Source organism: Bacillus sp. JJ1566 (assembly GCF_036962685.1).
Taxonomy (GTDB): domain Bacteria; phylum Bacillota; class Bacilli; order Bacillales; family Bacillaceae_L; genus Ferdinandcohnia.
On sequence record NZ_JBALOP010000017.1, the window covers coordinates 111,662 to 122,293 of the forward strand.

Annotated in this window: 10 protein-coding genes; 4 read left to right on the top strand and 6 right to left on the bottom strand. The window is 36.5% G+C overall.

The annotated features are described in order from the left end of the window. Positions 1–242 precede the first annotated feature (242 nt). The 3 genes from V7112_RS09005 to V7112_RS09015 all read left to right on the top strand — a co-directional run bounded on the left by V7112_RS09005 (position 243) and on the right by V7112_RS09015 (position 2,524). The gene (locus V7112_RS09005; RefSeq protein ID WP_335417997.1) at positions 243–842 is read left to right on the top strand and encodes a CYTH domain-containing protein; all 600 of its coding nucleotides are present in this window, start codon (positions 243–245) and stop codon (positions 840–842) included. After that, on the top strand, positions 839–1,453 hold the full coding sequence (locus V7112_RS09010; protein ID WP_335418000.1) for a lytic transglycosylase domain-containing protein: 615 nt from the start codon (positions 839–841) through the stop codon (positions 1,451–1,453). Before V7112_RS09005 ends, V7112_RS09010 begins: the two co-directional genes overlap by 4 nt. A gap of 213 nt (positions 1,454–1,666) precedes the next feature. Continuing rightward, positions 1,667–2,524 carry a ClpXP adapter SpxH family protein gene (locus tag V7112_RS09015; protein ID WP_335418003.1) on the top strand — a complete coding sequence of 286 codons (858 nt, stop codon included), beginning with the start codon at positions 1,667–1,669 and terminating at the stop codon, positions 2,522–2,524. A gap of 546 nt (positions 2,525–3,070) precedes the next feature. Here V7112_RS09015 and pepF read toward each other — a convergent pair. The 5 genes from pepF to V7112_RS09040 form a co-directional block, all read right to left on the bottom strand. Then, complete coding sequence (gene pepF / locus V7112_RS09020; RefSeq protein WP_335418006.1) at positions 3,071–4,891, bottom strand: oligoendopeptidase F; 1,821 nt, start codon at positions 4,889–4,891, stop codon at positions 3,071–3,073. 91 nt (positions 4,892–4,982) lie between these two features. Beyond that, positions 4,983–6,209, bottom strand: a complete 1,227-nt coding sequence (locus V7112_RS09025; RefSeq protein WP_335418009.1) for a competence protein CoiA — start codon at positions 6,207–6,209, stop codon at positions 4,983–4,985. Between the two features lie 127 nt (positions 6,210–6,336). After that, positions 6,337–7,005, bottom strand: coding sequence for an adaptor protein MecA (gene mecA, locus V7112_RS09030; RefSeq protein ID WP_335418012.1), 669 nt, complete (start codon positions 7,003–7,005; stop codon positions 6,337–6,339). A gap of 337 nt (positions 7,006–7,342) precedes the next feature. Beyond that, positions 7,343–7,738, bottom strand: a complete 396-nt coding sequence (gene spxA, locus V7112_RS09035; RefSeq protein WP_335418015.1) for a transcriptional regulator SpxA — start codon at positions 7,736–7,738, stop codon at positions 7,343–7,345. A gap of 239 nt (positions 7,739–7,977) precedes the next feature. Then, complete coding sequence (locus tag V7112_RS09040; protein WP_335418017.1) at positions 7,978–8,553, bottom strand: GNAT family N-acetyltransferase; 576 nt, start codon at positions 8,551–8,553, stop codon at positions 7,978–7,980. A 279-nt stretch (positions 8,554–8,832) separates the two neighbouring features. Here V7112_RS09040 and V7112_RS09045 point away from each other — a divergent pair, with 279 nt between their 5' ends. Next, positions 8,833–9,018: a hypothetical protein gene (locus tag V7112_RS09045; protein WP_335418020.1), complete on the top strand. Its 186-nt coding sequence runs from the start codon at positions 8,833–8,835 to the stop codon at positions 9,016–9,018. A 165-nt stretch (positions 9,019–9,183) separates the two neighbouring features. Here V7112_RS09045 and V7112_RS09050 read toward each other — a convergent pair whose 3' ends face one another. Continuing rightward, positions 9,184–10,389 (bottom strand): putative glycoside hydrolase, encoded by a 1,206-nt coding sequence (locus V7112_RS09050; protein WP_335418023.1) that lies wholly within the window; start codon positions 10,387–10,389, stop codon positions 9,184–9,186. Positions 10,390–10,632 lie beyond the last annotated feature (243 nt).

Sequence of the window (10,632 nt, forward strand, 5' to 3'; positions counted from 1 at the left end):
GGCGTTCTTAGTCTTTGGTCTTATCTCGCGAAAAGTTTCCGCTGAAAATCTGTGGCATCCGCCGGAGGCTTTAATTTCTTCAGTGGGGATAACTCCCCACTGAAGAAAGTTAAATCAAATCCACACCTATTTTATCATATGTACAACGATTCTTTAAAGAAACAGCTAAGCAATTCCTAAAAAAGACACACCTCATGATATAATAAAACAAACAAACCGTAATAAAGGAAGTTGAAAAAAAGATGGCACAAGAGCTTGAAATTGAATTTAAAAATATTCTAGAAGAAAATGAATATCAACAATTACTTTCTGAATTCTCGATTGACGATGATAAAAAAGTGATCCAAGAGAATTTTTATTTCGATACTGCTGAATTTTCGTTAAAAAAGCTAGGGGCTGCCCTTCGCATTCGTGAAAGAGAAGGCACCTATACACTCACATTAAAACAGCCCGTTAAACGTGGATTATTAGAAACACACCAAGTTTTAACAGTGGAAGAATCCAAGCAAATGCTTGATGGTGGTAATATCATCGATGGTGAAGTCTCTGACATTTTAAAAACATTATCTATCAATCCTTCGAACGTTACTTTCTTTGGGTCTCTAAAAACGATACGAGCTGAAGTCCAATATAAAAATGGCCTACTTGTATTGGATAAGAGTTACTATTTAAATCAGGTTGATTTCGAGGTAGAATATGAAGTAACAGATGAAGTGATCGGAAAAGAGATTTTTAAAGAGCTGCTTAAGCAATACAATATACCACTTCGTAAAACAGACAATAAAATTCGTAGATTTTATAATCGTAAAAAGCAAATTCTACTAGGAGAGGAACGCAGTTGAAGATAGATTACAAAGTATTAATGGAGCTTCAGGCGTTACGAAATATTTCGACACCAAATTCACCGGTGCCAAGTAACGACGGAACCTTATTTAAGGACATGCTTTTACAGCTGATGTCTAATTCATCTAGTTCACCAACTGAAAGTATTCGTTCGAAGATTAATCTTTCATCATTATCTAGCAATAACCATTATCTGCCGTTAACGTTTTCGAATTCTCAAACCATGACTGTCTCTAGCAACTATGATGAATTGATTCAAAATGCGGCACAAAAATATAATGTTGATGCACGTTTAATTAGCTCTGTAATTAAGCATGAATCCAATTTTAATCCGAATGCGAAAAGTCATGCAGGTGCTACTGGCCTTATGCAATTGATGCCTGCAACAGCACGGGGATTGGGTGTAACTGATATTACAGACCCGGCTCAAAACATTGAAGGAGGTACGAAATACCTACGGAATATGTTAGACCGCTATAACGGAAATGTTTCACTTGCATTAGCTGCCTATAATGCCGGACCTGGGAATGTAGACAAGTATGGTGGCATTCCACCCTTTAAAGAAACACAAAACTATGTTAGAAAAGTAACAGACACTTATATCGGATAATCTGAGTTCTCCCTTGCGAAACGGGAGAGCTTTTTCATTTTGACCAAAGCAATATTATTATTCCATAAATTTCATTCCCCTTAAAGTGCGCTTTATTTGAGTTAAATCTCTTCCATTGATAAAATGTTAATACACTAAGATATTTAGTAAATCGAAAAAGAGAAATAGTAGGCTACTATTAACACTCCTGACGAGTAGATAGGGGGTAAGGTATTGAAACAAAATGAAAACATAGGATTCATTCATTCATCTAGTAATCGTCCGTTGGAAATCTATATGTTTATTGATCCACTATGTCCTGATTGTTGGGCACTGGAACCCATTTTAAAGAAGCTAACAATTGAATATGGAAAGTATTTTACGATTCGCCATATTTTAAGTGGCCGCCTTGCTTCCTTGAATATTCAGAAGAGGAAAAAGCCAGAAGACATGGCTCAAGTGTGGGAACGCACTGCTAGTCGATCAGGAATGTCTTGTGACGGAAGCCTATGGCTTGAAAATCCAATTTCTGCTCCTCATTCTGTTTCTATTGCAATAAAGGCTGCAGAGCTTCAAGGAAAAAAAGCAGGAATCCGTTTTTTACGAAAGCTCCAGGAAAATCTATTTCTTGAAAAACGTGATATTTCAGATGCAGACGTATTGCTTGATTGTGCAGAAGAGGTAGGACTTGATGTAAATGAATTTTTAAATGATCTTCATTCATCGAGTGCTGCAAAGGCATTCCAATGCGATTTAAAAATCACATCAGAAATGGAAGTGGATGAAATTCCGACACTTGTTTTCTTTAATGAAAACATTGAGGAGGAAGGGCTAAAGATTACTGGCTGTTATCCATATGAAATGTATGTTCATATTATTTATGACATGCTCGGCGAAAAAATTGAACCTACTCCTCCACCACCTTTGGAGGATTTCTTAAAATACTTTAAATTTGTTGCCTCAAAAGAAATTTCAGTTTTGTACGATTTACCTATACCAGAAGTCGAACGTGAAATGAAGAAGCTGATATTAAAGCAAAAAGTGGAACAAGTTCCTGTGAAGTATGGAACCTTCTGGAGATATCTAGAATAACGAAAAAGACTTGAACCCAATTGGTCCAAGTCTTTCTTCTATTTCAATAAAGGGGATGGGAGAAATTTCACTGCAAACAAAGGGGTGTTGTTTGTGTGATTACTTCTTGATTAAATAATAGCAAGATTGATAACCACTTTCAACTATTTGTACATTTTTTCACAAAGTTGTCAAATTCCTATTCTTAAAACGAATGCTTGGACATAGATATAAGATAGTGATACTTTAAGCAGTGGGTTATATTTGAGGAAACTTATGGAGGACGTAGAAATGAGGAGAATCGGGCTGATAATCGGGACTTTCATGATCATCATCACCTTTGGACTAAATATATTGGGATTAATGAAATTAATTCCCCTTTATATCACAACCCCTCTTTTATTTCTTTCATTACTTGTGACACTAGTTATCTATAATAACCGTAATCGTTTCAGGGGTTTTCGTTCATAGCAAAGGGCATCCAACATGGATGCCCCTTCTTTTTATTGTCTAGCTCCAAGCGCCAGCGGTTCTCTGGTCTAAGCCACAGGCCTGAAGCATTTCTTATTACTTCTCTAATAATTTTTCCATTTCAGTTAGTGTGGCTTCGAATACTTTACACGCTTCTTTAATCGGCTCTGCAGAATTCATGTCCACACCTGCATTTTTTAGTACCTCAATTGGATAGTTAGAGCTTCCCGCTTTTAGGAAGTTGTTTATATAGCGATCAACAGCTGGCTTACCTTCTTCTAGAATTTGCTTACTTAATGCGGTTGCCGCACTATAACCTGTTGCATACTGGTATACATAATAATTGTAGTAGAAATGCGGGATGCGTGACCATTCTAGTCCAATTTCCTCATCTACGACAATATTTGGACCGAAGTATTTTTTATTAAGCTCATAATACATTTCGGTGAATAAATCAGGAGTCAATGCTACTCCTTCTTGGGCTTTCATATGAATCATATGTTCAAATTCCGCAAACATGGTTTGACGGAATACAGTTCCCCTGAAACCTTCAAGCTGGTGATTTAAAAGATATAATTTCTTTTGGTCGTCATCAATTGTTTTTAATAAATAATCTCCTAATAGCGCTTCATTACAAGTTGATGCTACTTCCGCTACAAAGATGGAATAGTTTCCATATGTATATGGCTGGTTATTCCTTGTAAAATAGCTATGGACGGAGTGACCAAATTCATGGGCTAATGTAAATAAATTGTTCACATTATCCTGCCAATTCATAAGGATATATGGATTTGTACCGTATGTTCCTGAAGAATACGCACCACTTCGTTTTCCTTTATTCTCGTGAACATCGACCCAACGATTTTCAAAGCCTTCTCTTAAAACATTTAAATAATCCTCTCCTAGTGGAGCTAGCCCTTTAAGTATATAATCCTTTGCTTCCTCATAGGAAACCTCCATTTTTACATCCTTTACAAGTGGAGTATAGAGGTCATACATATGAAGCTCATCCACCCCTAGAGCCTTTTTACGAAGGTCAACATAACGATGCAACAGTGGAAGATTATCATTAATTGTATTCACTAAGTTATCATAAACAGTCTCAGGAATATTGTTGCTGCTCAAAGCAGCCTCACGAGCCGATTGATAGTTACGAACACGGGCATTAAAATTATCTTTTTTAACAGTACCACTCAATGTGCTTCCAAACGTATTTTTAAATTTGCCATATGTGTCATAGACTGACTTGAACGCTTCTTCTCTTACACGCCGGTCTGAGCTTTCTAGAAAACGAATATAACGACCATGCGTAATTTCAACCTCTTCCCCATTCTCATCTTTGATGGTAGGGAATGTTAAATCTGCGTTGTTCAGCATACCAAATGTATTACTTGAAGAATCCATTACCTCATAGGCTTGTGCAAGCAATGCTTCCTCTTTTGCTGAAAGAACATGTGGGCGTTCACGGTTAATATCATTTAAAGCATGCTCGTAAACCCGCAACTCCTCTTTTTCCGCCAAAAACGATTTGATTTTCTCCTCATCGACAGATAGAATTTCTGGTACGATAAATGCAAGTGCACTTCCTACCTGTGTATATAGATTTGTTGCGCGATCATATAAACCTTGATATAACGAATTTGATGTATCTTGGTCATTCCGCATATGCGCATATGTATAAAGTTTTCCCATTCGTAAAGAAATCGCGTCTTGATAAGCTAATGCCTCATGAAGCTTATCCGCAGATTCGCCTAGTTTACCTTGGAATTCTTCAATTCCTGGAATCATCTCTTTTACTTCAGTAAATTCTTTTTCCCAATCTGCGTCTGAAGCAAAAATATCTTCTAATCTCCATGTATCCTGCTCGGCAATTTCATTCCGATTTGGGAGCTTTTTTACAGTTGATTGTTCAGCCATTTAATAAACCTCCTTATTACTATTCACTAAAAAGTATTCGATACCTTATTGATTATCTCCTTTTTTATAGAAAAAGTTAAGTTTTTTGAATTCAGTCTTTGCCAATATTAGGTTGTACCAATCCATCTTCTTCATGCTTTCCAACACTTGCCAACTGTATTTCATCCATTCTACTAGCTTCGTCTAAATTAGTTGGTATTTCAAAATCCCCTATTTTTTCGTATTTGGTCTTCGTGATTTTTTTCAGTTTGTTCTTAGTTACAAGTATTTGTAAGTATTCCTCAATAGCCAGGGAATATTGGGTATGAAATACCAACGGCAGCTGCCTAATCACGATATCTTTTGTTGTAATTCGCCGCGAAATCACCTCCATTACTTTTGAAAAAAAGAATGTTTCCCCACTCCGAAGCTGAAGCAAAAGATCTAATAAAACCCACATTTGCCATATCATAGGCGATGTATGGAACCAATAGCCTGATGGGACGGGTAATCCCGCTTCAGCAGGTAAATGGGATGGCGGTATACGGTTTTGATAAAGGGTAGTCAAAAATGTAGCCAAATGGTTGGATGAATATATAGAGTAGCTTGCTCTCCACTTTTGTTTTTTTCGATTCCATAAATGGTGTAAAGTTAATGTAGGATTGGTTGGGTCCAAAAGTCTAGTAAAGGTCATTACATGTTCTTTTTGAAATTGAATGGAACAAAAGGTTTCACTTGTTGTAAATGGTTGAAGATTGGATAGTTTGACGAATGTAGAAGTATCTGGGCAGTAATAAAGAATGCAAGGTTGGGTTGGTTGGTTGAAGGAGGTAGCAAACAGCCATTGAAAAGATGATAGTCGAACCGAATGGGTAGACGTTCGGTTAAACCATTTTGCACCTAAAATCCAAATAGGCACAATCCCTTCATCCTTGTAGGAATCGGATCTCTTTTTAAATAAGGAATAATCGATTTGGGAGCATTGGTACTCAATTGCGAAGCGTTTGTTTGCGGTTGTCACTAAGAGGTCTGGACGTTGTGTGATTTCGGATAAAAATGGCTCGAGTGAGACATCATAGCCTTGGGCCTGGAACCAGTGATAAAGCTGACGCTTACCCTCGAGGTGATATTCAGACTCTGGCTCTGTTTTAATTTTGCATTCGGCTCCTTTTAGATGCGCGAAATGATGAGTCTTTTTCATGCCTGCCTTAAGCTGGACTTTACTTTGGCATGCCGGACAATGAAATGTCTCATGGTTGCGCAGCTTAAGCAAATCGGAGCGCTCCCATTTTTCCATGAGTGAAATGTATTCACCATTTTCACGTAATGCAACAAACACGGCATCATCTCCTTCTTATTATTTATTGCTCCTTAAAAATAGCATAGATGTTCAGCCTGTACAATCAAAAATTATGAACATTTCGTCAAGAAAAAAGCCGATTTCACAAAATGAAATCGACTTTCTGTTATATTGAAAAGTATTTAATCATTTCCTCTAATGCATTCTCATTGATAATCCTTTTACCATACTCTTCAATTCTATGAATTGACATTGCTGATTCCTGCCCATATTCCAAGACAATGCTAAGCATATCCTCAAGTTCATCTTCTGTGTAAATTTCCTCGTTAAATTCGATAAATAAGTAATACTTATTTTCAAAGGAGTATAAGGAATTGCTTATTCCCTCAAGCTGAACTCGATGTGCAAGGGAAATGACATCCTCAAAATCTTGAAATCGAATTAAAAATTGGAAGTTTTCTTCCTCAAATTCTTCAATAAAGTCTTTATCCTCATATTTTGAATGAAATTGTTGATCTAATAATGATTCAATCTTTTCATCAACAGGAATTTTATCATCACCAACTGGAAGCTCATACTTATTCCCATCTTTGGAAAGCTGTGCTCGAGTTACAAGAACTTCCAACCCTTTTTCTAAGGCCTGGACTTGGATCCATAGTGGACCATCAATCGTGAATTCTTCTTCCTGATGAATTTCATCCATCATCTCCCAGAAGAGCTCTTCACTTCGCTCTCGGTTATACCAAATTTCTTCACGTTCAAACCCACGCTGTTCTATATCATTATATGAAATATAAAATTTTACTGTATGTTCGTTGATTCGTTCGATTTCCATTACAGAACCTCTCCCTTCTTGCTCAGATTTTGAAGGGACGTTATACCCCCGAGCCAGATGCTCTTTTATTCACTTTTCCCATAATTGTTGTAGAATAACCTCAGTATAGAAAAAAGTCTATATCTTGTACTTTTATTTTATGTTAAAAGATATGAGAATGGAAATAAAAAAGGTTAATTTTATAAAAACAGTTAAATTGCCCGGTTTACTGGTTAAATCATATTTCGGGTTGCTTCTGTTTTATGTACCATTATAATACGAATCGCGATAGAAAACGAGTAAAATGTCCCAATAAATAAAAAAACTCCTACGTTTTTACAGTAGAAGTTTCTCGATGTTAGTTTACTAAGCGTTGTGCTTCTTTTAGTTGGAAGGTACGAACTTTTCTTGGTAGAAATCTACGAATTTCGTCCTCGTTATATCCTACCTGAAGTCTTTTCTCATCGATGATAATTGGTCGACGAAGAAGACCAGGATTTCCTTGAATTAATTTGTATAAATCCTGAAGAGGCATTGTCTCCAGATTTACGTTCAATTTTTGGAATACCTTAGAACGAGTTGAAATAATCTCATCTGTTCCATCTTCCGTCATACGTAAAATTTCCTTGATCTCTTCAATTGAAAGAGAATCTGAAATAATGTTTCTTTCTTGATATGGAATTTGATTCTCCTCTAACCATGACTTCGCTTTACGGCATGAAGTACAGCTCGGAGAAGTATAAAGAGTAACCATTAACCTTATCACTCCCTTAAAAGTAGATTATTACTTAACAATCTGCATGATTGGTCATGGGTGAAAATAACGCTAAATTAAAATGACTTTAATTAAGTAATTTCTTTAATTATTATACCTCAAATTTTCTGAGAAAGATAGACAATTTTGAAGAAAACTTTTGAATCTTGAAGACCTTGATACATCTATGGTTCTAAATCTGAAAGTAGAGGAATTGTAAGCTCCAACTCTTCCCAAAGTTAAACATTTTTTAAGATATCACGATTATCATTATTGTTGTTAAATGATAATACTTGATCAACGTTCTCATAGGAGTCACCATAAAATTCTTTATCTTTATATATGTGGATCTCTTCATATGTTTTTCTCATGGCTTTATACACAAGTTCTTCAGATTGATTTTTTGGAGACCAGTATAAAATCTCCATTTGATTAGGTTCATTTGTTGCCAAAGATTTACGTTCGTATCCAATTGAAGTTGCATGCTCAAAGCCTTCTCGTTTATAGAACCTTAGCCTTTTTTCAGTATCTGAGTCTTCATAGTTAACAGGCTCAACCTCAAGTATTATTGGTTTCCCCTTTTTCTTTAGCTTTTCAATGAGTTTATGACCTAAGCCTTGTCCACGGGATTCTGTTGAAACAAACAAGTAGTCGATAAATATAAAACCTTCCAATTCAGCATACATGAGGACATGGTAAGGTCCTTCATCTTTATAATAAATATCCCCTTTTTCCTGTAAGAGTGTTTCCATATGTTCTTTTGATTTCATTTCCTCAATCGGAAAATACTGATTTAGTTTTTCATACCAATTCATATATCTGCTCCTTTAATTTTTTTTAGGACATCCTTAGTGTATGTAAGTTAAGTAAATTTGCTCTAAATTTAGATATTCCCTCTTTCAATAAAAGTAAACTTGAAATAGAATAGAAGTATGAAAGCAGTTTCATTTTAATCAGTCTGGGTTTAGCCCAGACTAAATAAAATGATAGCCTCCGGCGGATGCCTCGATTTTTCAAAGGAAATTTTTCGAGACTAGCTCGAAAAAAATCGGGCGCAAATACGCTAAGGCGCATTTGATTGAAAGGAGATATTCATGGCAAGCTACATAATGGATTTAGGTCTTATTGCTGTTTTGGTCATTGGTATTACTGCTTTGATGGGTGTTATGGCAAATGGTGTTGGGGAACGAGTTTTTGGAGGTAAATCTGGTTCTGATATTGTTAACCGTGATGTAAATGTAAAGGCCGGTTGGAAAAAGGTCGGCGGACGAAAAAAATAAAAAATGGCTGGTCCCAAAGTCGATTGGGCCAGCCATTTTTTTGTCTAGCTTCAGGCGCCATCGGCTCAAGGTCATAAGCCAAACGCTTCGGAAGGTAAAAGGCACCTTCTGTCAGCGCTGGTCTTATGCTTGTCGCCGATAGACCGGCGCCTTACGCTTTTCTTACTATGGGGTGTAATCCACACCTTTTGTGTAGGTATTTGCAGCGTTCCATAGTAAGAATTCATTTATTCCTTGGTCCTGCAAACCCTTTATTTGTGCTTCGATTTCAGCTTTTCCGTACACTGTATAATTTCCTTTTCCCAGCCAACTCGCTGTAAAGTCCTGCAGCCATGGTCTTGAAACAGGTCTGTTTTCGATTTGGTTTAGCTTATGGTTTTCAACCTTCGCATATTCCGATACTAAGCGATATGGTTCTAGGTCAGGGCGTGGAATACCGAAATAAGTTGTCCAGTGACTAGGGTAAATCATTGACGAAATGACATCGACATGTTCTGAAATCTTTGAGAAATTTTGCCCAATGCCTGGTGCTTCAGGTAAAGTCGCCGTGTAACCAAAAATATCAACCGAAACCTTTATATTATATGGCTCCAATTTTTTCTTTGCATACGCTACAAAATCCGTTACAGCGGCAACACGTTTTTGAACATTGTCTAAATTCGCCTTCTCGTATTCCCCCATGCTATAGGTTAAGGAACCATCACGTTTCTCAAATCCCTCTGGAAATCGGACATAGTCAAATTGAATCTCTTGGAATCCAAGCTTTGCTGCTTCAATTGCTATTCCTACGTTATAATCCCAAACTTCTTTTAAAAATGGATTCACGAACGCTTCTCCTCGAGGATTGGTCCAAACCTTGTCACCTTCTTTAAACGATAAATCGGGTCTGTTCTTTGCTAAAACTGAATCCTTAAATACGACAACCCTTGCAATTGGATAAATTTGCTTTTCTTCGAGCTTTTTAAGCATGGTTGTTGGGTCTTTGATTAAATCCTTACTAATTGTTTGATATTTCGAGTCCTTTGGAGGTACGTATGTTAAATATCCAAAGTCGTCCTTCACATCAATAACCATCGCATTAAGGTCAGATTCATCAACTAATTGGACTAGTTGTGGAAAACGATTGCCACCGGCTGAATGTGCCGAAACATATATACCTCTTATTGCATCAGGGTATTCAAATTGATAGCCAGAATCAAACTCAAACCGTGAAACCATTTCAGGGATTACTTTTTTAGTCATTACCAATTTACTGGTTGGATGAGATTCGATTGATAAAATTTTATTTTCTGCAGAACCTATTTGATTCACATATAAAAAGCCGAAGCCAACAACAACGAATACCATTAGAAAAGAGAATATTTTTTTCATGTTTTCCTCCTTCCTTCTCACTCTCTATTGACATTGTAAATGAATTTTCCAGAAAATAATACAAAATCAGACAAATTTTTCATGCGTTCCGTATTTATTCAATTTTATGAGCAATTTTGTCTGTTTATTTATAGTCTTCTTTTAAAGCTTTGTGTTATTAGTGGTAAATGTGCTCAAATCAAATACGCCTTAGCATATTTGCGCCAGATTTTTTTAGGCCCACACGAGGTGGGTCACAAAGAC

Excerpts from the sequence above, each read along its gene's own strand:
- V7112_RS09040 (WP_335418017.1), bottom strand. The coding sequence starts at position 8,553 with ATGAATTGGTATGAAAAACTAAATCAGTATTTTCCGATTGAGGAAATG.
- spxA (WP_335418015.1), bottom strand. The coding sequence starts at position 7,738 with ATGGTTACTCTTTATACTTCTCCGAGCTGTACTTCATGCCGTAAAGCG.
- pepF (WP_335418006.1), bottom strand. The coding sequence starts at position 4,891 with ATGGCTGAACAATCAACTGTAAAAAAGCTCCCAAATCGGAATGAAATT.
- V7112_RS09045 (WP_335418020.1), top strand. The coding sequence starts at position 8,833 with ATGGCAAGCTACATAATGGATTTAGGTCTTATTGCTGTTTTGGTCATT.
- V7112_RS09005 (WP_335417997.1), top strand. The coding sequence starts at position 243 with ATGGCACAAGAGCTTGAAATTGAATTTAAAAATATTCTAGAAGAAAAT.
- mecA (WP_335418012.1), bottom strand. The coding sequence starts at position 7,005 with ATGGAAATCGAACGAATCAACGAACATACAGTAAAATTTTATATTTCA.
- V7112_RS09050 (WP_335418023.1), bottom strand. The coding sequence starts at position 10,389 with ATGAAAAAAATATTCTCTTTTCTAATGGTATTCGTTGTTGTTGGCTTC.